The organism is Stappia sp. (genome assembly GCF_965276915.1).
In the GTDB taxonomy this organism is placed as follows: Bacteria; Pseudomonadota; Alphaproteobacteria; order Rhizobiales; family Stappiaceae; genus Stappia.
On record NZ_OZ255709.1, the window covers coordinates 3,400,563 to 3,421,991 of the forward strand.

At 65.7% G+C, this 21,429-nt stretch carries 21 protein-coding genes; 1 reads left to right on the forward strand and 20 read right to left on the reverse strand.

Annotated elements, in window-relative coordinates:
- Positions 1 to 55: 55 nt before the first annotated feature.
- Both ACQY46_RS15705 and ACQY46_RS15710 read right to left on the reverse strand, forming a co-directional pair.
- The gene (locus ACQY46_RS15705) at positions 56 to 1,372 is read right to left on the reverse strand and encodes a TolC family outer membrane protein (protein ID WP_428696965.1); all 1,317 of its coding nucleotides are present in this window, start codon (positions 1,370 to 1,372) and stop codon (positions 56 to 58) included.
- A 533-nt stretch (positions 1,373 to 1,905) separates the two neighbouring features.
- Positions 1,906 to 2,568: a protein-L-isoaspartate O-methyltransferase family protein gene (locus tag ACQY46_RS15710; RefSeq protein WP_428696966.1), complete on the reverse strand. Its 663-nt coding sequence runs from the start codon at positions 2,566 to 2,568 to the stop codon at positions 1,906 to 1,908.
- A gap of 377 nt (positions 2,569 to 2,945) precedes the next feature.
- On the opposite strand from ACQY46_RS15710, the gene ACQY46_RS15715 reads away from it, so the two are divergent.
- Complete coding sequence (locus tag ACQY46_RS15715) at positions 2,946 to 3,209, forward strand: hypothetical protein (RefSeq protein WP_428696967.1); 264 nt, start codon at positions 2,946 to 2,948, stop codon at positions 3,207 to 3,209.
- Positions 3,210 to 3,285: 76 nt separating this feature from the next.
- Here the strand turns inward: ACQY46_RS15715 and ACQY46_RS15720 are convergent, their stop codons facing one another.
- The 18 genes from ACQY46_RS15720 to ACQY46_RS15805 all read right to left on the reverse strand — a co-directional run bounded on the left by ACQY46_RS15720 (position 3,286) and on the right by ACQY46_RS15805 (position 21,426).
- Positions 3,286 to 3,555 carry a DUF1467 family protein gene (locus tag ACQY46_RS15720; protein ID WP_428696968.1) on the reverse strand — a complete coding sequence of 90 codons (270 nt, stop codon included), beginning with the start codon at positions 3,553 to 3,555 and terminating at the stop codon, positions 3,286 to 3,288.
- 34 nt (positions 3,556 to 3,589) lie between these two features.
- Positions 3,590 to 3,994 carry a methylmalonyl-CoA epimerase gene (gene mce, locus ACQY46_RS15725; protein WP_428696969.1) on the reverse strand — a complete coding sequence of 135 codons (405 nt, stop codon included), beginning with the start codon at positions 3,992 to 3,994 and terminating at the stop codon, positions 3,590 to 3,592.
- Between the two features lie 130 nt (positions 3,995 to 4,124).
- Complete coding sequence (locus ACQY46_RS15730; RefSeq protein WP_428696970.1) at positions 4,125 to 5,792, reverse strand: ribonuclease J; 1,668 nt, start codon at positions 5,790 to 5,792, stop codon at positions 4,125 to 4,127.
- Between the two features lie 174 nt (positions 5,793 to 5,966).
- Positions 5,967 to 6,728 (reverse strand): biotin--[acetyl-CoA-carboxylase] ligase, encoded by a 762-nt coding sequence (locus ACQY46_RS15735; protein WP_428696971.1) that lies wholly within the window; start codon positions 6,726 to 6,728, stop codon positions 5,967 to 5,969.
- Between the two features lie 56 nt (positions 6,729 to 6,784).
- Positions 6,785 to 8,245: an NADH-quinone oxidoreductase subunit NuoN gene (gene nuoN / locus ACQY46_RS15740; protein WP_428696972.1), complete on the reverse strand. Its 1,461-nt coding sequence runs from the start codon at positions 8,243 to 8,245 to the stop codon at positions 6,785 to 6,787.
- 21 nt (positions 8,246 to 8,266) lie between these two features.
- Positions 8,267 to 9,781: an NADH-quinone oxidoreductase subunit M gene (locus tag ACQY46_RS15745; RefSeq protein WP_428696973.1), complete on the reverse strand. Its 1,515-nt coding sequence runs from the start codon at positions 9,779 to 9,781 to the stop codon at positions 8,267 to 8,269.
- Positions 9,781 to 11,742 (reverse strand): NADH-quinone oxidoreductase subunit L, encoded by a 1,962-nt coding sequence (gene nuoL / locus ACQY46_RS15750; protein ID WP_428696974.1) that lies wholly within the window; start codon positions 11,740 to 11,742, stop codon positions 9,781 to 9,783. The genes ACQY46_RS15745 and nuoL overlap by 1 nt, the downstream gene beginning before the upstream one ends.
- 7 nt (positions 11,743 to 11,749) lie before the next feature.
- Complete coding sequence (gene nuoK, locus ACQY46_RS15755; RefSeq protein ID WP_029057158.1) at positions 11,750 to 12,058, reverse strand: NADH-quinone oxidoreductase subunit NuoK; 309 nt, start codon at positions 12,056 to 12,058, stop codon at positions 11,750 to 11,752.
- A gap of 80 nt (positions 12,059 to 12,138) precedes the next feature.
- On the reverse strand, positions 12,139 to 12,753 hold the full coding sequence (locus ACQY46_RS15760) for an NADH-quinone oxidoreductase subunit J (RefSeq protein WP_428696975.1): 615 nt from the start codon (positions 12,751 to 12,753) through the stop codon (positions 12,139 to 12,141).
- A 129-nt stretch (positions 12,754 to 12,882) separates the two neighbouring features.
- Positions 12,883 to 13,371 carry an NADH-quinone oxidoreductase subunit NuoI gene (nuoI, locus tag ACQY46_RS15765; protein ID WP_428696976.1) on the reverse strand — a complete coding sequence of 163 codons (489 nt, stop codon included), beginning with the start codon at positions 13,369 to 13,371 and terminating at the stop codon, positions 12,883 to 12,885.
- Positions 13,372 to 13,507: 136 nt separating this feature from the next.
- On the reverse strand, positions 13,508 to 13,744 hold the full coding sequence (locus ACQY46_RS15770; protein ID WP_428696977.1) for a hypothetical protein: 237 nt from the start codon (positions 13,742 to 13,744) through the stop codon (positions 13,508 to 13,510).
- 24 nt (positions 13,745 to 13,768) lie between these two features.
- On the reverse strand, positions 13,769 to 14,827 hold the full coding sequence (gene nuoH, locus ACQY46_RS15775) for an NADH-quinone oxidoreductase subunit NuoH (RefSeq protein ID WP_428700502.1): 1,059 nt from the start codon (positions 14,825 to 14,827) through the stop codon (positions 13,769 to 13,771).
- Positions 14,828 to 14,839: 12 nt separating this feature from the next.
- Complete coding sequence (gene nuoG / locus ACQY46_RS15780) at positions 14,840 to 16,939, reverse strand: NADH-quinone oxidoreductase subunit NuoG (protein ID WP_428696978.1); 2,100 nt, start codon at positions 16,937 to 16,939, stop codon at positions 14,840 to 14,842.
- A complete protein-coding gene (locus tag ACQY46_RS15785; protein ID WP_428696979.1) occupies positions 16,936 to 17,286 on the reverse strand; it encodes a pentapeptide repeat-containing protein in 351 nt (116 codons plus the stop codon). Before ACQY46_RS15785 ends, nuoG begins: the two co-directional genes overlap by 4 nt.
- Before the next feature lie 7 nt (positions 17,287 to 17,293).
- On the reverse strand, positions 17,294 to 18,598 hold the full coding sequence (gene nuoF, locus ACQY46_RS15790) for an NADH-quinone oxidoreductase subunit NuoF (protein WP_428696980.1): 1,305 nt from the start codon (positions 18,596 to 18,598) through the stop codon (positions 17,294 to 17,296).
- A 14-nt stretch (positions 18,599 to 18,612) separates the two neighbouring features.
- Positions 18,613 to 19,815, reverse strand: coding sequence for an NADH-quinone oxidoreductase subunit E (locus ACQY46_RS15795; RefSeq protein WP_428696981.1), 1,203 nt, complete (start codon positions 19,813 to 19,815; stop codon positions 18,613 to 18,615).
- Positions 19,815 to 20,999: an NADH-quinone oxidoreductase subunit D gene (locus tag ACQY46_RS15800; protein ID WP_428696982.1), complete on the reverse strand. Its 1,185-nt coding sequence runs from the start codon at positions 20,997 to 20,999 to the stop codon at positions 19,815 to 19,817. The genes ACQY46_RS15795 and ACQY46_RS15800 overlap by 1 nt, the downstream gene beginning before the upstream one ends.
- Positions 20,992 to 21,426: a GFA family protein gene (locus ACQY46_RS15805; RefSeq protein WP_428696983.1), complete on the reverse strand. Its 435-nt coding sequence runs from the start codon at positions 21,424 to 21,426 to the stop codon at positions 20,992 to 20,994. The genes ACQY46_RS15800 and ACQY46_RS15805 overlap by 8 nt, the downstream gene beginning before the upstream one ends.
- Positions 21,427 to 21,429: the final 3 nt, after the last annotated feature.

Below are 21,429 nucleotides of genomic sequence, written 5' to 3' on the forward strand. Positions count from 1 at the left end.
CCGGAACCATCGGGCCCGGTCCAGGCTGCCGGCGGCTGCCGCAACCTGACCCGCGTCAACGGCCGTCGGGCGTGCGAATGCCGTACCAGCTGTTGCGCACCTTCTTGTAGTGCGCCTTCTCGTCGTGGAGGGCGACACCCAGACCGATGCGGTCCGCCGTCAGTCCACCCACCGCCGACATCAACGAGTAGGCCGCCACCGTGCGATTGCGCTGCGCGCTGATCAGGCTGACCCGGCTGTTGACCAGTTCGAACTGGGCGTTCAGCACGTCGAGCGTCGTGCGCTGGCCGACCCGCTGCTCCTCGATCACGCCCTCGAGCGCCAGCTGGTTGGCCGACACGGCATCCTGGGCCGCCTGGATCGAGGCTTCCGCCGCCTGGTACTGCCCCCAGGCGGAGACGACCGAAGCGCGGATCTGGTCGCGCGCGACATCAAGCTGGATACGGGTCTGGCCGAGGTCTTCCTTGGCCTGGCGCACGCGGGAGGAGACCGCTCCGCCCTGATAGAGAGGAATGGAGACCCGGCCGAAAATGCTGGCGCTGTCGACCGTGTCCGCACCCGGCGAGCTCGGCGGGCTCCACTGGCGCTGCATGTCGGCTTCAAGCGTCACGGTCGGCAGCAACTCGCCCTCGACCGTCTTCACGCCAAACGTTCCCGCATCGACAAGATGCTGGGCGGCCAGGATCGAGGGATGGCTGCCGGCGCCCGCCTTCAGCGCCATGTCCAGGTTCCTGGGCAACTGGCGGTAGACGGTCGTGCGCGCGGACAGCGACTTCGGGTCGGAGCCGATGATCTGGCGGTAGACGGCGCGGCTGCTGTTCACGTTGGCCAGCGCCAGGTTGAGTTCCGACTGCGCCTCGGAGAAGCGGGCACGGGCCTGCGACACGTCCGTGCGGGTGCCCTCGCCGACCTCGAAGCGGTCATCGGCGGCGCGAACCTGCTCGGCCAGGAAGGTCAGGCTGCTGCGCCGCAGCGAGACAATCGCCGTGTTGCTGATCACGTCCATATAGGCCGTTGCCGCCTGAAGCAGCACCGACTGCTCCGTCGCGCGCAGGCTTTCGCGCTCGGCGCGCACCACGGCCTCGGCCTGGCGAACCGAGTTCACCGTGCGGAAGCCGCGAAACAGGGCCTGCGACAGAGACAGGCCGACCGATGCCGTGTTGCCGTAGCGGGCACGGCCCGGGTCGGATTTCGAGTATTGGGAACCGACGTCGAAGCGGCCGAAAATCTGGGGCCGCCAGCCGGAAAGGGCCTGCGGCACCGATTCGTTGACGGAACGCAGCGCCGCGCGCGCCGCGTTCAACGTCGGGTTTGCCGAATAGGCCTGGCCAAGTGCCTCGCCGATCGATTGAGAACGCGCCGTCGCGGGCACGCCCGCCGCCGCCACGGAAATGGCGGCTGCAATGAGCCAAGAACCCGTCCGATTCACCTTGAACACCCCTGTACAACTCCGGAATTCAGCGGCGCGCACGATCGCGCGCACTCGCCGTCATCACTTTGACGCGGGTCCCTGCGACCCGATTTCCTGTCCGTACCGGATCCACGGCTTGTCGGTCCGCCGGCTGGCGTCCACCGCTTTTCGATCCTTCCGCCCGGCCGGCCGCACTGGCAACCTGCCGGGTTCCCTCCCCGCCCGCGCCGATCTTTCGGCCTCTTGCGCCGGTCGGCTCCTTGCGGGAGTGGCAAATTTGCTCGGCAACCCTCCAGCCCGTCATGCAGGCAGGGCGACGCGCCGATACTGTTATCTCCGTCCGGTCGGGTGACAACCTTTGAAAGCGGTGCGGCGATGCATTCGCGCATCGCTGCGACCTCTCGGCAACACCCCGGCGCATCCCGGGCGGAACAAAAAAGCCGCCGGCGCTGACCCGCGCGGCGGCTTCCTTGAAATCCTCGAACGTCGCCTCGTCAGAAGACGAATTCCCTGGGCTGCTCGAAGCCCGGCAGCACCTGCGCCGCCGCGTTGAACGCGAACCGCCCCGAAACGACATCGCCGGAGCGCACATGCAGCTCGGCGGTTCCCGAGCCGCCGCGACCGCGAATGACCACCAGCCGCCCCCCGTCCTTGAGCTGCGCCGTCAGCGCATCGGGCAGACGCTCGACCGCCCCGTCGATCAGGATCACGTCATAGGGCCCTTCGGAGGCCGCACCGGTGACGAGGTCGCCGTCGATCACCGCGGCATTCTCGATTCCCAGGTCGACGAGCAGTTCCGAAGCCGTGGCGACCGTCTCCGGATCGTTGTCGATCCCCACGACCGAGCCGGCCAGCTGCGCCAGCACGGCGACGCCATATCCCGTGCCGCAGCCAACGCAAAGGGCGACCTCGCCGGGACGAACCGCCGCGAGCTGCACCAGCTTGGCGAAGATATGCGGCTTCATCAGATAGCGCGGGCTCGAGCCGGAGGTCAGCGCGATATCCTGGTCGCTATAGGCGATGCAGCGCCGGGAGGCCGGCACGAAGCGCTCGCGCGGCACGGCCTCCATCGCGTCGAGAACCCGCAGGTCGGTAACGTCGTTGGTTCGCAGCTGGTTGTCCACCATGTGGGTGCGAACCTGCTCGTAGTCGCCCATCGCGCGCCTCTTCCCTTTGCCGTATCCCGGCACGCCTGCCGTTTCCTCAGGCGTGCGGATCCCGTCGAATATCGTCGGCGCCACCCGTCCGGGCCGGACGCGCCGCCGTGATCGTCATCCCGGTTCCTTAGCGATGTCCGGCGCGCCTGACAAGCCGGACAAGCGCCGCAGGCATCCGTTGCCGCGCAAGCGGCGGCATAACGGATTAATCACGCCATCCTCGGCACACTTGCCGACACGATACGGTACAAGGCGTTCTGTCCTCAACCCGTCGCGCGCCCGAGCCCCGCGGACATTCCCCGCACAGTCTCCGGCTATCGTTCAAGGTTCAACCTGTCGCAAGGGACGATGACGGCCGGAGGCCGGAGGACTTATCGATGTTGCTTGGTGATCCCCATGACAAGGGCCCGTCGGACAGCGGCTGGTCCGTCGACTGGCGTTTCGACCAGTTGCTGATGAAACTGAAGCGCCACGACCTGATGCCGCTGGCCGTGCGGCTTGCCTGCTACCGCTTCGGCACGGGCGACCTGTCGCTGCTCACGCGGCAGCAGAAGGCGATGCTGGTCGTCGACTGCGAGAAGGAACTTGCGGCGACCGTGTCGGGCAAAGGCCAAAGGCTGCTGGCACCGAAACCGCTTTGACGCTTCCCGTCGAAGGATGCCCGAACCGCCCGTCAACGAGCCCTTTTTGACATGTGACGTTTGACGGTGGCCCCGTTCAACGGCTGCTAGGGGGCTTGAACGGCAGGTCGTCCAGCGTCAGGCCGGAATGCACCCGCAGCCAGTAGATGCCCGCGAACAATATGCCGGCGACGAGCGTCGTCAGCAGGGCCTTCTTCAGCAGCTGCGGACGGCCGGGCGCGCTCGACTCGGTGCCCGGCGTCACCTCGCCGGCCTCTTCCTGCGTCACGACCCCGATCGGCAGGATGGCGAAGAGCACGATCCACCAGATGATGAAATAGATTGCCAGCGCGGATACGAACGACACCGGGTTCACCCTCTTGTCCTGGAACGGTGCCTGCTCAGACCTGCTCGAGCTCGACCAGCGTTCCGTTGAAGTCCTTGGGGTGCAGGAAGAGCACCGGCTTGCCATGCGCGCCGATCTTCGGCTCGCCGCTGCCCAGCACCCGCGCACCCTTCTCCGTCAGCCTGTCCCTGGCCGCCAGGATATCCTCCACCTCGTAGCAGACATGATGAATGCCGCCGGAGGGATTGCGCTCCAGGAAGGCGTTGATCGGCGAGTTTTCGCCGAGCGCCGCGAGCAGTTCGACCTTGGTGTTGGGCAGTTCGATGAACACCACCGTCACGCCGTGATCGGGCTCGGACTGGGGCTGCGACACCTTCGCTCCCAGCGTGTCCCGGTACATCGCCGTCGCCGCCTCGAGATCCGGCACGGCGATGGCGACATGGTTCAGGCGTCCGATCATCTCACTTCCTCCTCAACAGGCAGGCCTTGCAGCGCGGCCCCGGGCAGCGGGGCCGGCCGATCGCCGAATTCGACCGCCGGACGACCGCACGATTGCCCGCTCGCGGACCATCGCGCCACCCGGCAAATGGTCACACGCGCACGACAAGCGCCTCGGTCAGGGGCTTCTTGCCCCAGCAATCGCGAATGGCGGCGCGGGCCGCGCGGCGCGCCGCCTCCGCCACGAGATCGGCATCCTTGCGGCGGTTCTTCGGGATGCTGTCCAGCGCCGCAACGACCTCGTCGATGACGATATCTTCCAGATCGTCGCCGTTCTCGTCCACATCCGGAAGCCCGAAGAGAGCGGCCTGGGGCTCGCCGATCACCGTTCCCTTGGCATCGATCACCACGGAGACGACGATCGCCCCGGCGAAGGAGAGCTTGCGGCGCTCGTGAACGCCCGTCTCCTCCGGGTCGCCGAAGATCAGCCCGTCCTTGACGGCGATGCCGGTCGGCAGGTCGTCGATGACCGCGAGCTTGCCAGGCGCCAGCCGGACGACGTCGCCATTGCGCGCGATCAGCGTATTCTTGATGCCGTATTGCAGGGCCAGGTCGCGATGCGCCTTCAGGTGCACAGCCTCGCCATGCGCGGGGATCAGCCCCTGCGGCTTCAAGAGGTCGTAGAGCTGCGTCAGCTCGCCCCGGCGCGGATGGCCGGAGACATGCACCAGCGCATCGCGGTCCGTGACGATCTCGACCTCGGCCTCGGCCAGCTTGTTGAGGATGGCGCCGACAGCCTTCTCGTTGCCGGGAATGGTGCGGGACGAGAAGATGACCAGGTCGCCCTTCGACAGGGCCACGTTGCGATGGTCGCCCGACGCGATGCGCGCCAGCGCGGCGCGCTCCTCGCCCTGGCTGCCGGTCAGCAGCAGCACCACCCGCTCGGGCGGCAGGTAGCCGTAGGCGTCCTCGGACAGGAAGGCCGGCAGGTCGTCGAGATAGCCCAGCTCCCGGGACACCTCGATGGCCCGGTGCATCGAGCGCCCCATCACGACCACGTCGCGGTCCGCAGCCTTGGCGGCAAGCGCGATGGAGCGGATGCGTGCGACGTTCGAGGCGAAGGTCGTTACCGCGACGCGGCGCTTGGCCTTCCTGATCACCTTGGTGAGGTCGGCCGCCACGTCCATTTCGCTCGGGCTGACGCCGTCGCGCACCGCGTTGGTGCTGTCGCAGATCAGCGCCTGCACCCCTTCGCGGCCGATCTCGGCCAGGCGCTCGGTGTCGATCGGCTTGCCGACGCCGGGCGTCGGGTCGATCTTCCAGTCGCCCGAATGGACGACGGTGCCCGCCGGCGTGCGGATCGCCAGTGCACAGGGTTCCGGGATCGAGTGCGACATCGCCACGAACTCGACCTCGAAGGGACCGGCGTTGATGCGGCCGCCCTGTTTCACCACCGTGACCGGGATCTTGCCGACGCCCGGCTCGCTCGAGGCCTTGGCTTCGAGCAGGCCGGCGGTGAACGCCGTCATGTAGAGCGGCGCCTTGAGCTTGGGCCACAGATGCACGATGGCACCGTAGTGATCCTCATGCGCATGGGTGATGACGATGCCGTCGAGCCGGTCGAGATTCTCCTCGATGAAGCGCGTGTCGGGAACGACGATGTCGACGCCCGGAAGTTCCGGCCCGGCGAATGTCACGCCGCAATCGACCATCAGCCAGCGCCGGTCACGCGCCGGCCCGTAGCCGTAAAGCGCCATGTTCATGCCGATCTCGCCAAGGCCGCCAAGCGCGACGAATACGAGCTCTTCTTTGCCCGCCATTATGAAACTCCTGTCTGGACCGCACGGCGGCACGCCCTTGCTGGGTCGGCTGCGGCAACGATCTCCCATGTGCCATCAGGCAGCCATGCGTCCAGGGGACGGGCCACCGCTTTGCTTTACAAATGCCTGTGCGGGGACATTCAGGACCGGTGTCTTTCCCGGCCCTGCCCCGCCTCACATTCCCTGACCGGCGCTCCCGGCCGCGCCGCCGGATATCGCCGACGGTTCGAAAAAGACATCTCCGGCCGACACCGTCATGTGCCGGCCTTCTCCCTGGTCCAGAACAAGGCGCCCCTCGCTGTCGAGCCCGGCGAACACGCCGGTCAGCTCGCGGTCTTCCAGCCGCACGCGGATCGGCGCGCCGATGCCCACGGCCCGCCGGCGCCAGTCCGCCAGAGTTCCCGCAAACGGCTCGCCCGACCAACGCGCCAGCTGTTTCGCAGCGCTTTCGGCGAGCGCCCGGAACGCGCGTTCCGGCGCAACGGAAAAGCCCAGCCCCGCAAGGTCGGTGGCCGCATATCCCGGCAGGTCCGGATGATGCGCAAGGTTGAGGCCGAAGCCGCAGACGACGGCACGCCGCCCGTCGGCCAGAACCGTCGCCTCAAGCAGGATGCCGGAAATCTTGGCTCCGTCGACCAGAAGGTCGTTCGGCCATTTCAGCCGCGCCAGCCCGTAGCTGCCGGTCATGGCATCGACCGCCTCGGCAAGTGCCAGCGCCGCCACCAGCGGCAGCTGGCCGACCCGCTCGCCCTCGCCCGGATCGATCAGCAGAAGCGAGGTGTAAAGATTGCCGGGCTCGGACACCCAGGCCCGCGCCCTGCGGCCCCGGCCGGCGACCTGGCGCCTGGCGACGATCCACAGATTGCCCGGATCGCCCTCGCCCGCCGCGGCCAGCGCGTGGCTGTTGGTCGAACCCAGCTCCGCATGCGCGGTCACGCGGTATCCCGCGACGCCGGGGACCTCGCGAATACGTCCGTCGAAAACAAGCGTGCTCAGAACAACGTCCCCGCCGCCGCACTCGCCATCTCCACGACGGAACCGGCAAACACGACGAACAGAACCACGAAGGCCGTCGACAGGCCAAGGGTGAACTTCAGTTCGACCGGCATCGGCAGGAAGCCGCGGACCGGCTCGTCGAAGAACATCACCTTGACGATCCGCAGGTAATAATAGGCACCGACCACCGAGGCCAGCACGCCGATCACCGCCAGCGGATAGAGCCCCGCCTCGACCGCTGCCAGGAACACGTAAAACTTGGCGAAGAAGCCGACAAAGGGCGGAATGCCGGCAAGCGAGAACAGGATCACGCCGAGCAGCACCGCCATCGGCAGGTTGGTGCGCGACAGGCCGGAGAGATCGGAAATCTCCTCCACCATGCCGTCCTTGCGACGCATCGACAGGATGCAGGCAAAGGCACCCAGCGTCATCGCCAGATAGGCGGTCATGTAGATCATCACGCCCTCGACGCCGGTCTTCGAGCCCGCGGCAAGGCCGACCAGGGCAAAGCCCATGTGACCGATCGAGGAATAGGCCATCAGCCGCTTGATGTTCTTCTGGCCGATCGCGGCGAAGGCGCCGAGCACCATCGAGGCGATGGAGACGAAGACGATGATCTGCTGCCAGTCGCGCGTCACCGGCTCGAATGCCTCGATCACGACGCGGGTCAAAAGGCCCATGGCGGCGATCTTGGGAGCGGCGGCGAAGAAGGCCGTCACAGGCGTCGGCGCACCCTCGTAGACGTCCGGCGTCCACATGTGGAACGGCACCGCCGAGATCTTGAAGGCAAGGCCGGCCAGGATGAACACCAGACCGAAGACGAGGCCGAGCGAGGATCCGCCCTCATGCGCGATCGCGGCCGCGATCGGACCAAACCCGGTCTGGCCGGTAAACCCGTAGACCAGCGACATGCCGTAAAGCAGCATGCCGGAGGAGACCGAGCCAAGGACGAAATACTTCAGGCCGGCTTCCGTCGAGCGCACGCTGTCGCGGTTGAAGGCGGCGATGACATAGAGCGCCAGCGACTGCAGCTCGAGCCCGAGATAGAGCGTGATCAGGTCGTTCGCCGACAGCATCAGCATCATGCCGAGCGTGGCGAGCACGATCAGCACCGGGTACTCGAACCGCTCGAAATTCTCGTTGCGCGCATAGGCGACCGACATGGCGATGGCGAAACCGGAGCCCAGCAGCGTCAGGAGCTTCAGGTAACGGGCGAAGCCGTCGAGGATGAAGGCGCCGTGGAAGCTGGTGCTGCTGGCCTCGGTGATGCCGAACTGCGCGGGCAACAGCAGCGGCAATGCCGCCACCGCCAAAAGGGCCACGGAGAGCGCCGTCACATAGGGCGTGATCTTGCGCCCGCCGAAGACACCGAGCATCAGCAGCGCCAGCGCGCCGCCGGCCAGAAACAGTTCCGGCAGCGCGGGCGAGAGATCCGGGAGTTGGGAATAGGCGTTCATGGCGTCTCTCGTCCTCGGACCTTAATGCGTCGCCAGCAAGGCGGTCGACGGCGCCGCCTCGATCGCGGCCTGGTAATTGGTGACAAGCGCTCCGACCGACGCGGCCGTGGCGTCGAGGATCGGCGCCGGATAGAAGCCGAACAGGATCGTCAGCACGATCAGCGGCACGATGATGACGCGCTCGCGCAGGCTGAGATCCATGATCGACTTCAGGCTCTCCTTGTCGAGCGCGCCGAACACGACCCGCTTGTAGAGGAAGAGCGCATAGGCCGCCGACAGAATGACGCCGGACGTTGCGATCAGCGCCACCCATGTGTTGACCTGGAAGGCCCCCATCAGCGTCAGGAACTCGCCCACGAACCCGCTCGTGCCCGGCAGGCCGACATTCGCCATGGTGAAGATCAGGAACGCGACCGCGTAGAACGGCATGCGGTTCACGAGCCCGCCATAGGCGGCGATGTCGCGGGTGTGGATCCGGTCGTAGATCACGCCGACACACAGGAACAGCGCGCCCGAAACGATGCCGTGCGAGAGCATCTGGAACAGCGCACCCTGGACGCCCTGCTCGGTCATCGTGAAGATGCCCATGGTCACATAGCCCATGTGGGCGACGGAGGAATAGGCGATCAGCTTCTTGATGTCCTCCTGGGCGAGCGCCACCAGCGAGGTGTAGACGATGGCGATCACCGAGAGCGTGAAGACGAAGGGCGCGAACATCTCGCTCGCCAGCGGGAACATCGGCAGCGAGAACCGCAGGAAGCCGTAGCCACCCATCTTCAGAAGGATGGCCGCGAGGATCACCGAGCCCGCGGTCGGCGCCTCAACGTGGGCATCAGGCAACCATGTGTGCACCGGCCACATCGGCATCTTCACGGCAAAGCTGGCGAAGAAGGCGAGCCACAGCCAGGTCTGCATGCCGGCCGGGAAGCCGTGCGCCATCAGCGTCGGGATGTCGGACGTGCCGGCGTCCCAGTACATCGCCATCAGCGCGATCAGCATCAGCACCGAGCCGAGCAGCGTGTAGAGGAAGAACTTGTAGCTCGCATAGACGCGCCGCTTGCCGCCCCACACGCCGATGATCAGGAACATCGGGATCAGGCCGGCCTCGAAGAAGACGTAGAACATCACCAGATCGAGCGCGCAGAACACGCCGATCATCAGCGTCTCCAGCACGAGGAAGGCGATCATGTACTCCTTCACCCGGACCTGGACGCTCTTCCAGCTGGCCAGGATGCAGAACGGCATCAGGAAGGTCGTGAGGATGACGAACAGCATCGAGATGCCGTCGATGCCCATCCGGTAGCCGATGCTGCCGCCGAGCCACTCTTCGCTTTCCTGGAACTGGAAGCCCGGGTTGTTCGGATCGAACCCGCCCCAGATGAACAGCGAGATGACGAAGGTGAACACCGTGGTGATCAGGGCCACCCGGCGCATGTTCTCCTTCGCCCCGTCGTCCTCGCCGCGAACGAGCAGGATGAAGAAGACACCGACCAGCGGAAGGAAGGTGGTGATGGAAAGAAGCGGCCAGTTGCTCATCAGTGAGCGCCCCCGACGGAGAACATGGACCAGGTGATCAGCGCCGCGACACCGATCAGCATGGCGAATGCGTAGTGGTAGAGATAGCCGGTCTGCAGCCGCACGGCCCAGGTGCTGACATTCTGCACCCGCGCCGCGATGCCGTCGGGACCGAGCCCGTCGATCATCGCCCCGTCGCCCTTCTTCCAGAGCTGGCGGCCGATCCACATGGCGGGCTTGACGAAGATCGCGTCATAGAGCTCGTCGAAATACCACTTGTTGAGCAGGAAGCGGTACAGGCCGTCATGCCGCTCGGCAAGCCGGCGCGGAATGTCGGGCGATTTGATGTAGAACAGCCACGCGACGGCGAAACCGCCGAGCATCATCACGAACGGCGAGGCCTTCACCCACAGCGGCACCTCGTGGATGTCGTGCAGGATGTGGTTCTCCTCGGACGTGAAGAGCGCACCCTTCCAGAACGCCTCGTAGCCATGGCCCATGAACACGCCGGAGAAGACGAGACCGGCAAAGAGCGCACCGACCGCCAGGATCATCAGCGGCACGGTCATCACCAGCGGGCTCTCATGCACGTGTTTCATCACGTCGACCGAGGCCCTCGGCTTGCCGTGGAAGGTCATGAACGCCAGGCGCCAGGAGTAGAACGAGGTCAGCGCGGCGGCGACAACCGTCATCCAGAAGCCGTACATGGCAAAGGCATTGTGGCCGACAAAGGCCGCCTCGATCACGCCATCCTTGGAGAAGAAGCCGGCCGTCAGCGGGAAGCCGGTCAGCGCCAGCGTGCCGATCACCATCATCCAGTAGGTGATGGGGATGTGCTTCCTGAGCCCGCCCATCTTGCGCATGTCCTGCTCGTTCGACACGGCATGGATCACCGAGCCGGCGCCGAGGAACAAAAGCGCCTTGAAGAAGGCGTGCGTGAACAGGTGGAAGATCGCGATCGAGTAGCCGCCGACGCCGAGCGCGACGAACATGTAGCCGAGCTGAGAGCAGGTCGAATAGGCGATGACGCGCTTGATGTCGTTCTGCACCAGGCCGACCGTGGCGGCGAAGAAGGCCGTCGTCGCGCCGAACAGCGTCACCACGGTGAGCGCGGTGTGCGACAGCTCGAAGATCGGCGACAGGCGCGCCACCATGAAGACGCCCGCCGTGACCATGGTCGCGGCGTGGATGAGCGCGGAGACCGGCGTCGGACCCTCCATCGCGTCCGGCAGCCAGGTGTGCAGCAGGAACTGCGCCGACTTGCCCATGGCGCCCATGAACAGCAGCAGGCACACGACGGTCAGCGCCGCGCCCTGGTCGAGCTCGTAGCCGAGGAAGTTCATCACCGTCGCCGGCTCGGCCGCGGCAAAGGACTGCGCATTGGCGAAGATCGTGTCGTAGTCGGTGGAATTGAACAGGTAGAAGACGCCGAAGATGCCCAGGATGAAGCCGAAGTCGCCGACGCGGTTGACGACGAAGGCCTTCATCGCGGCAGCGTTCGCCGAGGGCTTCTTGAACCAGAAGCCGATCAGCAGGTAGGACGCAAGACCGACGCCCTCCCAGCCGAAGAACATCTGCAGCAGGTTGTCGGAGGTCACCAGCATCAGCATGGCGAAGGTGAACAGCGACAGGTAGGCGAAGAACCGCGGCCGGTGCGGATCGTGGTGCATGTAGCCGATCGAATAGACATGCACGAGCGCCGACACGGTGTTGACCACCACCAGCATGACCGCCGTCAGCGTGTCGACGCGGATCATCCAGTCGACAGTGAAGGCACCGGACGACATCCAGCGCAGCAACGTCTCGCGCACGACGGGCGTCTCGCCGTAGCCGACCGAGAAGAACGCCACCCACGACAAGAGGGCCGCGACGATCAGGAGGCCCGAGGTCACATACTCGCTCGCCTTGGCGCCGATGAAGCGGCCGAAGAGACCGGCGATCAGGAAGCCGACAAGGGGCAGAAAGACGATTAGCTGGTACATCCTGCCCTCACCCCTTCATCATGTTGACGTCTTCGACCGCGATCGAGCCGCGGTTGCGATAGAAGACGACGAGGATCGCAAGGCCGATGGCAGCTTCCGCGGCCGCAACGGTCAGCACCAGCAGCGCGAAGACCTGTCCGACCAGATCGCCGAGGAACGAGGAGAAGGCGACCAGGTTGAGATTGACCGAGAGCAGCAGCAGCTCGACCGACATCAGGATGACGATCACGTTCTTCCTGTTCAGGAAGATCCCGAAGATACCGATCGTGAACAGGATCGCTGCAACCGCCAGATAGTGGGACAGACCGATTTCCATGGGCGCCTCGTGATGCTCCCGATTAAGACGGACCCGGGCGCCAGGGTGACGGCGCGGCCGGAAAGATTAGGCGGGGATCCTCAGATCCCCTTGCCGGTTTCGACCTTGCGCACCTCGATCGACGCCTCGCGCGTACGCCCGACCTGCGCGGAGATATCCTGGCGCTTGACCCCTTCCTTGTGACGAAGGGTCAGCACGATGGCGCCGATCATCGCGACCAGCAGCACCAGCCCTGCCGTCTGGAAATAGAGGATGTAGCGGGTGTAGATCAGCTCGCCGAGCGCCCGGACGTTGGACATGTCCGAAGGCAGCGGCGCGGGCGCCGCCGTGTGCCCGGCAATCTCCGGCGATATCACCCAGACACCGAGCACCAGCAGCAGTTCGACCAGCAGCACGAGCCCGACAAGCGCGCCGACGGGCAGATACTGCAGGAAACCCTGGCGCATCTCGACGAAATCGACGTCGAGCATCATCACCACGAACAGGAACAGCACCATCACCGCGCCGACATAGACGACGACCAGCAGCATCGCCAGGAACTCCGCGCCGAGCAGGATGAACAGGCCGGCCGCGTTGAAGAAGGCGAGAATCAGGAACAGCACCGAATGCACGGGATTGCGCGAGGCGATGACCATGAAGGCCGACGCCACGGCGGTCGCGGCGAAGAGATAGAAGAAGATGGCTTGCAGGACCATTTCGCGATGTGCCCCCGTCCCCGATTGGTGCGAAGCGGCCCGTGGCGGCTTCAAGTTGGTTGGGCGTGTCCCGGTGCGGAACGGCCTCGTCTTAGACCAGCCGCCGCGCGGCGTCCACTCCCCGCGCGCTCAGCGATAGGGCGCGTCGATGGCGATGTTGCTGGCGATTTCCCGTTCCCAGCGGTCTCCGTTCGCAAGGAGCTTCTCCTTGTCGTAATAGAGCTCCTCGCGGGTCTCGGTGGCGAACTCGAAATTCGGCCCCTCGACGACGGCGTCGACCGGGCAGGCCTCCTGGCAGAACCCGCAATAGATGCACTTCACCATGTCGATGTCGTAGCGCGTCGTGCGGCGCGTGCCGTCGTTGCGGCGCGGACCGGCCTCGATGGTGATCGCCTGCGCCGGGCAGATCGCCTCGCACAGCTTGCAGGCAATGCAGCGTTCCTCGCCGTTGGGATAACGGCGCAGCGCGTGCTCGCCGCGGAAGCGCGGGCTCACCGGCCCCTTTTCGAAGGGGTAGTTGATCGTCGGCTTCGGCTTGAAGAAGTAGCGCATCGCCAGGAAGAAGGCGGATACGAACTCCTTCAGCAAGAGCGATTTGGCAGCCTGTTGCAGTGCCATGGCGTTCAGCCTCGTTCTCTCGTTTCCCTTCGGACCGCCCTGGCGCCGCCGCCTGTGGCGTGCAGCACCGGACCCGGCGGTCCTTCAGTCTGGTTTGCGGTCCCTTCCTGGAACCGTCGAAATGTTACGGCCGGCCCTACCCGGCCAGCGCGCTGCCGGCGAAATAGCCGACGGCCGGAAACCCGATCAGGGCGAACCCCAGGACCACAATCCTGATCGCGCCCATGTAGCGGCCAAGCAGGCTCTCGCGCCCGGTTCTCTGCCGCTGCCGTTCCGCCGCGCCCTTCAGCACGCCGACGACGATCTTGTAGTCGATCCAGCCCACGTAAAGGCCGATGGCCGCGCCGATCAGCCCGGCAATCGAGATCGACATGTCAGCGCCCTCCCCGGCCGGTCCTCAGGTTCCCGTCGGAGCCCAGCCCATGGCCATCAGCACCGCAGCGACGATGAACACCATCGCCAGCGACAGCGGCAGGAACACCTTCCAGCCGAGCCGCATCAGCTGGTCGTAGCGGTAGCGCGGGACTATCGCCTTGACCATCGCGAACATGAAGAACACGAACAGCGACTTCAGCAGGAACCAGACGACGCCCGGCACCCAGGTGAACGGCGCGAAGTCGAACGGCGGCAGCCATCCACCCAGGAACAGGATGGTCGTCAGCGAGCACATCAGCGCGATGGCAGCATACTCGCCCAGCATGAACATCATGTAGGGCGTGGAGCCGTACTCGACCATGAAGCCGGCAACGAGCTCGGACTCCGCCTCCGCCAGGTCGAAGGGCGGCCGGTTGGTTTCCGCCAGCGCCGAGATGAAGAAGATCACGAACATCGGGAACAGCGGCAGCCAGTACCAGTTCAGGAAGGCGAGCCACGGCACGCCGAGCGCCGTCGCAAGGCCCGTTTGCTGCGCCAGGACGATGTCCGACAGGTTCAGCGAGCCGACGCACAGGAGCACGGTGACGATGACGAAGCCGATGGACACCTCGTAGGACACCATCTGCGCCGCCGAACGCAGCGCCGACAGGAACGGGTATTTCGAGTTCGAAGCCCAGCCGCCGATGATGATGCCGTAAACGCCGAGCGAGGAAATCGCGAAGATGAACAGGATGCCGACGTTGATGTCGGCGATCACCCAGCCCTCGGCCACCGGCACCACCGACCAAGCCGCCAGCGCCAGCGTCACGGTGACGAGCGGCGCCAGCAGGAACAGGCCCTTGTTGGCGCCGGCCGGGATCACCGGTTCCTTCAGCACGAACTTCAACAGGTCGGCGAAGGATTGCAGCAATCCCCAGGGACCGACGACGTTCGGACCGCGCCGGATCTGCACCGCCGCCCAGATCTTGCGATCGGCGTAGAGGATATAGGCCACGATCACCAGCAGCACGACGAGCATAAGGACGCTCTGTGCCAGCATGATGATCAAGGGGAAGAGGTAATCCGCCCAGAAGTCCGCCATCATTGCCCCCGTTTACTCCGCGGCCTCTGCCGCGCGTGCCTTGGCGAGGGCCGAACACTCGGCCATCGTCGCGGAGGCCCGCGCGATCGGATTGGTCAGATAGAAATCGGCAATCGCCGGATGGAACGCCTCGCCGGCCATCTTGCCGCCGCGTGCGGCCGCATTGGCAACGCCCGTGCCGTCATCGCCGGCGATCGCGTCGATCGCCGCCATGTGCGGATGCGCCGCGTAGAGCGCGCCGCGCAACTCGTCGAGGGAATCGAAGGCAAGCGCCTTGCCGAGTCGTGCCGACAGCGCCCGCAGGATCGCCCAGTCCTCGCGGGCCTCGCCCGGCGGGAAGCCGGCGCGCTCGCCAAGCTGGACACGGCCTTCGGTATTGACCCAGGTGCCGGACTTCTCGGTATAGGCCGCACCCGCAAGGATCACGTCGGCCCGGTGGGCGCCGCGATCGCCATGGGTGCCCAGATAGACGACAAAGGCATCGCCGAAGGCGGTCATATCGATCTCGTCGGCGCCGAGCAGGAAGACCACGTCGATCTCGCCGGCGCTCGCCGCCTGCTGGATCCCGGCTGTGCCCTTGCCGCCCTCGCCCGGCACGAAGCCGATATCGAGGCCGCCAACCCGGGCCGCGGCCGTGTGCAGCACGCAAAAGCCGTTCCAGTCTTCGGTGACCGCTCCGACCGCATTTGCCAGTTCGGCGGCGGCGGCGAGAACGGCGGCCCCGTCGGGACGCGACAGCGCGCCCTGGCCGATGATGACAAGCGGGCGTTGCGCCTTCTTCAGGACCTTGGCGAAGGCATGCTTGCCGGCCACGAGTTCGGCGAGCGTGTCGGGACCGGCGCCCAGATATGTGGTCGGGTAGGTCAGGTCGGCCTGCTGGCCGATGACGCCGACGGGAAGCTCGCCCATGCGCATGCGCTTGCGGATGCGCGCGTTCAGGACCGGCGCCTCGATGCGCGGATTGGAGCCGATGATGAGGACGGCGTCAGCGTCCTCGATGCCCTCGATGGTGGCATTGAAGAGATAGGAGGACCGGCCGAGCGCGGGATCGAGCGCCGCCCCGTCCTGCCGGCAGTCGAGATTGGCCGAGCCGAGCCCGTCCATCAGCGCCTTCAGCGCGAACATCTCCTCGACGCTGGCAAGGTCGCCGGCAATCGCCGCGATCCGCTCCGGCTTCGAGGCCGCCACCTTGTCGGCGATGGCGGCAAAGGCCTCGCCCCAACTGGCGGCGGCGAGCCGGCCGCCGGTCTTGACATAGGGCCGGTCAAGCCGCTGCGTCTTCAGCCCGTCCCAGATGTAGCGGGTCTTGTCGGAGATCCACTCCTCGTTGACCGCCTCGTTGAGACGCGGAAGCACCCGCATCACCTCGCGGCCGCGCGTATCGACGCGGATCGCCGAACCGACCGCGTCCATCACGTCGACGGATTCGGTCTTCTTCAGTTCCCAGGGCCGCGCCTGGAAGGCATAGGGCTTGTGCGTCAGCGCACCGACCGGGCACAGGTCAACGACGTTGCCCTGCATCTCCGAGGACAGCGCGTTCTCCAGATAGGAGGTGATCTCCGCATCCTCGCCGCGGCCGATCAGGCCGAGATCGGCGACGCCGCAGACTTCCGTGGTGAAACGGACGCAGCGCGTGCAGTGGATGCAGCGGGTCATGATCGTCTTGACCAGCGGGCCGATATACTTGTCCTCGACGGCGCGCTTGTTCTCGGCATAGCGCGAGGCGTCGACGCCATAGGCCATCGCCTGGTCCTGCAGGTCGCACTCGCCGCCCTGGTCGCAGATCGGGCAGTCGAGCGGATGGTTGATCAGCAGGAACTCCATCACGCCCTCGCGGGCCTTCTTCACCATCGGCGTCTTGGTGAACACCTCCGGCGCCTCGCCGTTCGGGCCGGGACGCAGGTCGCGCACGTTCATCGCGCAGGAGGCCACCGGCTTCGGCGGTCCGCCCTTCACCTCGACAAGGCACATGCGGCAGTTGCCGGCGATCGACAACCGGTCGTGGAAACAGAAACGCGGCACCTCGGCACCCGCCGCCTCGCAAGCCTGCAGCAGCGTGTAGTCCTGCGGAACCTCGATCTCCTTGCCGTCGACAAAGATCGTCTTGTTCATGCTGTGCTGCCCTCGCGGCTTTTCTGCGTCTCGAACCACAGTTCGAGGAGATCCGAAACGTCTATGCCGTCGATTGTCATGCCCTGCAATCGACTGTTCGTGATGGTCGCCCCGGCGAGATTAACATCGTCAATCCGCAGGCCTGTCAGATTGGCATCCGACACCGTCCAGCCCGACATGTTCAGGTTCTGAAACGAGCAGCCAGAGAAATTGACATTCGTGTAGCGGCCGCCCGACAGGTTGACGTCGTCGAACGCACTGCCGGACATGTCGACATCGTGGAAGCGCGAACCCGAAAGGCAGCTCTTTTCCACGTCCAGCCTGTGTTTCTCGTCGTCGATCCTCATGACAGCCCTATTCTGCCGCCGCCAGCGCGTGCGCCGGCTTGCGGCTCTTGGCCGTGTACTGGTCGATACGCTCCTCGATCAAGGGGCGGAAGTTGCGGATCAAGCCCTGGATCGGCCAGGCGGCGGCATCGCCGAGCGCGCAGATCGTGTGGCCTTCCACCTGCTTGGTGACGTCGAAGAGCATGTCGATCTCTTCCTTGGCCGCGTTGCCGGCGACCATGCGCTCCATCACGCGCCACATCCAGCCGGTGCCCTCGCGGCACGGCGTGCACTGTCCGCAGCTCTCATGCTTGTAGAAATAGGAGAGCCGCGCGATCGCCTTGATGATGTCGGTGGAGCGGTCCATGACGATCACCGCCGCCGTGCCGAGGCCGGAGCCCAGGCCGCGCAGGCTGTCGAAATCCATCGAGCAGTCGGCGATGTTCTCCGCCGTCACGCAAGGCACCGAGGATCCGCCCGGGATCACCGCGAGCAGGTTGTCCCAGCCGCCGCGAATGCCACCGCAATGGCGGTCGATCAGCTCGCGGAAGGGAATGCCCATCTCCTCCTCGACCGTGCACGGCTTGTTCACGTGCCCGGAGATGCAGAAGAGCTTGGTGCCGGTGTTGTTCGGCTTGCCGAGCCCGGCGAACCAGGCGCCGGTGCGGCGCAGGATGGTCGGGGCAACGGCGATGGACTCGACATTGTTCACCGTCGTCGGGCAACCGTAGAGACCGACATTGGCCGGGAACGGCGGCTTCAGGCGCGGCTGGCCCTTCTTGCCCTCGAGGCTTTCGAGCAGCGCGGTTTCCTCGCCGCAGATATAGGCGCCGGCGCCGTGATGAACGTAGATGTCGAAGTCGTAGCCGTTCTTGTTGTTCTTGCCGATCAGGCCGGCGTCATAGGCCTGATCGATGGCGGCCTGCAGGCGCTCGCGTTCGCGAATGAACTCGCCGCGCACATAGATGTAGGCGGCGATCGCGCCCATCGCGAAACCGGCGATCAGGCAGCCCTCGACCAGCGTGTGCGGGTCGTGGCGCAGGATCTCGCGGTCCTTGCAGGTGCCGGGCTCGGATTCGTCGGCATTGACGACGAGATAGGCCGGGCGGCCGTCGCTTTCCTTCGGCATGAACGACCATTTCAGGCCGGTCGGAAACCCGGCGCCGCCGCGGCCGCGCAGGCCCGAGGTCTTCATCTCGTTGACAATCCAGTCGCGGCCGTTGTCGAGCAGCGCCTTGGTGCCGTCCCAATGGCCGCGCTGGCGCGCGCCCTCGAGGCCCCAGTCGTGCAGGCCGTAGATATTGGTGAAGATCCGGTCCTGATCCTTGAGCATCCAGACCCCTTCCCTTACGCCTTGCTCGAAGGAACGTCGCCACCGTCGACGCGCTTCGAGAATTCGGTTTCATCGCCCGCAGCAAGCACCTTGGCCTGCGCGATCCAGTCCTCGCGGTCGATCCGGCCCTTGAACTTCAACCTGGTATCGACCCAGGCCTTGTTCTCCTCGGTCCAGCTCGCGACCTGGTCGAAATGATAGACGCCAAGTTCGTTGAGGATGCCCTCGATCTTCGGGCCGACACCCTTGATCCGCTTGAGGTCGTCGGCCTTGCCGCCGCGCGCGCCCTTGAGCAGCTCGGGCTCCTTCTCGGTACCCGGCGCAAGGTCGAGGCTCGTCTGGTCGGCAAGCACCGTCTTGACGTCCGGCTTCTTCGGCGCGGCGGCCTTGGGAGTTGCGGCCTTGGGAGCTGCTGCCTCGGCGGCAGGCGCCTTGGCTTTCGCCGCCGGCGTTGCAGCTGGAGCCTTCTTCGCGGACGTTTTTCCGGCAGAAACACCCGGAACGCCGTTGAAGTCGTTGCCGCCGCCGTTGATCGAGGCACCGGCGAAGGCGTGCGAGGCAACCTCCGCGCCATTGACCAGATGCGGCAGGGGATCGGCACCTTTCGTCTTGTCCGAAAGGCCGGTCAGCGTCGTCGCGCCGCCTTCCGGCGCGCCGAAGCGGCGGCCGTTCTGCGGGCCCGGCGTGATCTCGCGACCCGCCGCGATATCGTCGATCAGCGCCTCGAGGCTTTCCGCCGTCAGGTCCTCGTAGGTGTCCTTGAAGATCTGGACCATCGGCGCGTTGACGCAGGCGCCGAGGCACTCGACCTCTTCCCAGGAGAAATCGCCGTCGCCGGACAATTCGTGCGCATGGGCCGCGATCTTCGACTTGCAGACCCGGATCAGGTCCTCCGAACCGCGCAGCTGGCACGGTGTCGTGCCGCAGACCTGGATATGCGCCTTCTTGCCGACGGGGGCGAGCTGGAACATCGTGTAGAAGGTCGCGACCTCCAGCACGCGGATGTCCGGCATCGACAGCATCTCCGCCACATAGCGGATCGCCGGTTCCGGCAACCAGCCTTCGTGCTGCTCCTGCGCCCGCCACAGGAGCGGGATCACGGCAGAGGCCTGACGCCCCTCCGGATAGCGCGAGATGACTTTCTTGGCCCAGTCCAGATTGGCCGCCGTGAAGGCGAAACTCTCGGGCTGCTCAGGGTGAAGGCGACGAACGGCCATTACCGGTCAACCTCTCCGAACACGATATCGAGGGAACCAAGGATCGCCGACACGTCCGCCAGCATGTGCCCCTGGCACAGGAAATCCATCGCCTGCAGATGCGCGAAACCCGGCGCCTTGATCTTGCAGCGATAGGGCTTGTTGGTGCCGTCGGAGACCAGGAAGACGCCGAACTCGCCCTTCGGCGCCTCGACGGCCGCGTAGACCTCGCCTTCCGGCACCCGGTAACCTTCGGTGTAGAGCTTGAAGTGATGGATAAGCGCTTCCATCGACTTCTTCATCTCGCCGCGCTTGGGCGGCACGACCTTGCCGTCGATGGACGAGACCGGACCTTTTTCGACCGTCAGCTTCTCCAGGCACTGCTTCATCAGCCGCACCGACTGGCGCATCTCTTCCATGCGGATCAGGTAGCGGTCGTAGCAGTCGCCGTTCTTGCCGACCGGAATGTCGAACTCGAGCTCGGAATAGCACTCGTAGGGCTGCGACTTGCGCAGGTCCCAGGCCGCGCCCGACCCGCGCACCATCACGCCCGAGAAACCGCGCGCCCAGGCGTCTTCCAGCGAAACCACCGCAATGTCGACATTGCGCTGCTTGAAGATGCGGTTGTCGGTCAGCAGGCCCTCGATGTCATCGAGCGTCTGCAGGAACGGATCGCAGAAATCCCAGATGTCGTCGAGCAGGTCCGGCGGCAGGTCCTGGTGCACGCCGCCCGGCCGCACGAAGGCGGCATGCATGCGCGATCCCGAGGCCCGCTCGTAGAACACCATCAGCTCCTCGCGCGGCTCGAAGCCCCACAGCGGCGGCGTCAGCGCGCCGACATCAAGGGCCTGCGTCGTCACGTTGAGCAGATGCGACAGGATGCGGCCGATCTCCGAATAGAGCACCCGGATAAGCTGGCCGCGCTTGGGCACCTGGACGCCGACGAGCTTTTCCACCGCCAGCGCGAAGGCGTGCTCCTGGTTCATCGGCGCGACATAGTCGAGCCGGTCGAAATAGGGCACCGCCTGAAGATAGGTCTTGTGTTCGATCAGCTTCTCGGTGCCGCGATGCAGCAGGCCGATATGCGGGTCGACGCGCGTCACCACCTCGCCGTCCAGCTCCAGCACGAGACGCAGCACGCCGTGCGCGGCCGGGTGCTGCGGACCGAAATTGATGTTGAAGTTACGGACCTGGGCCTCAGCCATCTTGAGGATCCTGGTTGGGCGCGAAGAGAGCGAACACCTCGGCGCCTGTCATTTTCTGGGTCGGATTGGCAAACGTGTAGTTGTCGGGCTTCTCGTCAATGAAGATTTCCGAATTGAACGCGAAGACCGACGGGTCGTCGAACGCCGGGGCGGAAACGCTGTGGTGCGAACCGTCCTGCATCCGCCACATCAGCGACGTGCCGCAGGTCTTGCAGAACACCCGCTCGCCATAGCCGGACGACCGGTAGACGCCAACGGCCGTCTCGTCCTCGATGGCGACATCGCCCGCGCACTGCACGGCCATGTAGACGCCGCCGCTCCAGCGGCGGCACATGGTGCAGTGGCAAACGCCCATGTTGCGGTCCTTCGGCTCGGCCGAAAAGCGCACCGCGCCGCAAAGACATCCACCGTTCAGCCGGTCGCCCATCCC

Coding starts and splice junctions, on each gene's coding strand:
- nuoN (WP_428696972.1), bottom strand. CDS start 8,245: ATGAACGCCTATTCCCAACTCCCGGATCTCTCGCCCGCGCTGCCGGAA.
- ACQY46_RS15795 (WP_428696981.1), bottom strand. CDS start 19,815: ATGGCCGTTCGTCGCCTTCACCCTGAGCAGCCCGAGAGTTTCGCCTTC.
- ACQY46_RS15770 (WP_428696977.1), bottom strand. CDS start 13,744: ATGTCGATCTCGATTGCCGGGCTGATCGGCGCGGCCATCGGCCTTTAC.
- ACQY46_RS15745 (WP_428696973.1), bottom strand. CDS start 9,781: ATGAGCAACTGGCCGCTTCTTTCCATCACCACCTTCCTTCCGCTGGTC.
- nuoF (WP_428696980.1), bottom strand. CDS start 18,598: ATGCTCAAGGATCAGGACCGGATCTTCACCAATATCTACGGCCTGCAC.
- nuoG (WP_428696978.1), bottom strand. CDS start 16,939: ATGAACAAGACGATCTTTGTCGACGGCAAGGAGATCGAGGTTCCGCAG.
- ACQY46_RS15805 (WP_428696983.1), bottom strand. CDS start 21,426: ATGGGCGACCGGCTGAACGGTGGATGTCTTTGCGGCGCGGTGCGCTTT.
- mce (WP_428696969.1), bottom strand. CDS start 3,994: ATGATCGGACGCCTGAACCATGTCGCCATCGCCGTGCCGGATCTCGAG.
- nuoK (WP_029057158.1), bottom strand. CDS start 12,058: ATGGAAATCGGTCTGTCCCACTATCTGGCGGTTGCAGCGATCCTGTTC.
- nuoL (WP_428696974.1), bottom strand. CDS start 11,742: ATGTACCAGCTAATCGTCTTTCTGCCCCTTGTCGGCTTCCTGATCGCC.
- ACQY46_RS15730 (WP_428696970.1), bottom strand. CDS start 5,792: ATGGCGGGCAAAGAAGAGCTCGTATTCGTCGCGCTTGGCGGCCTTGGC.
- nuoH (WP_428700502.1), bottom strand. CDS start 14,827: ATGGCGGACTTCTGGGCGGATTACCTCTTCCCCTTGATCATCATGCTG.
- nuoI (WP_428696976.1), bottom strand. CDS start 13,371: ATGGCACTGCAACAGGCTGCCAAATCGCTCTTGCTGAAGGAGTTCGTA.
- ACQY46_RS15785 (WP_428696979.1), bottom strand. CDS start 17,286: ATGAGGATCGACGACGAGAAACACAGGCTGGACGTGGAAAAGAGCTGC.
- ACQY46_RS15760 (WP_428696975.1), bottom strand. CDS start 12,753: ATGGTCCTGCAAGCCATCTTCTTCTATCTCTTCGCCGCGACCGCCGTG.
- ACQY46_RS15710 (WP_428696966.1), bottom strand. CDS start 2,568: ATGGGCGACTACGAGCAGGTTCGCACCCACATGGTGGACAACCAGCTG.
- ACQY46_RS15800 (WP_428696982.1), bottom strand. CDS start 20,999: ATGGCTGAGGCCCAGGTCCGTAACTTCAACATCAATTTCGGTCCGCAG.
- ACQY46_RS15715 (WP_428696967.1), top strand. CDS start 2,946: ATGTTGCTTGGTGATCCCCATGACAAGGGCCCGTCGGACAGCGGCTGG.